This window comes from Undibacterium sp. JH2W (assembly GCF_049340425.1).
In the GTDB taxonomy this organism is placed as follows: domain Bacteria; phylum Pseudomonadota; class Gammaproteobacteria; order Burkholderiales; family Burkholderiaceae_D; genus Undibacterium.
Map to the genome: position 1 here is coordinate 1 of NZ_JBMPOT010000103.1, position 255 is coordinate 255.

General features: G+C 52.2%; 1 protein-coding gene. It reads left to right on the forward strand.

Annotated features, from left to right (window positions below; genetic code table 11):
* Positions 1 to 255, forward strand: a 255-nt coding sequence (locus tag ACO0LC_RS29310; protein WP_423009807.1) for a hypothetical protein, incomplete at both ends; no start/stop codon positions are given.

A 255-nucleotide genomic window follows, 5' to 3' on the forward strand; every position in this document is an offset into this window, starting at 1 on the left:
CTTCGCCAAACTGCCAGACGTCACAGGCGTATTGGTGCGCAACGTCTCCAACACAGCTGGTGTACCAAACAACACACCAACAGCTGGTACAGACGTATTCACACTGAACAACCTGACAGTTGGTCAAACAGCAGCCATCACCATCAAACATGGTGACACCAACTCCAATGCCATCGGCCAAGCAACAATCAGCGCCAACCTGGCAACAGACAGCGGTGCAAGCGACACAGTTGCAGTGACCATTTCTGACGGTTT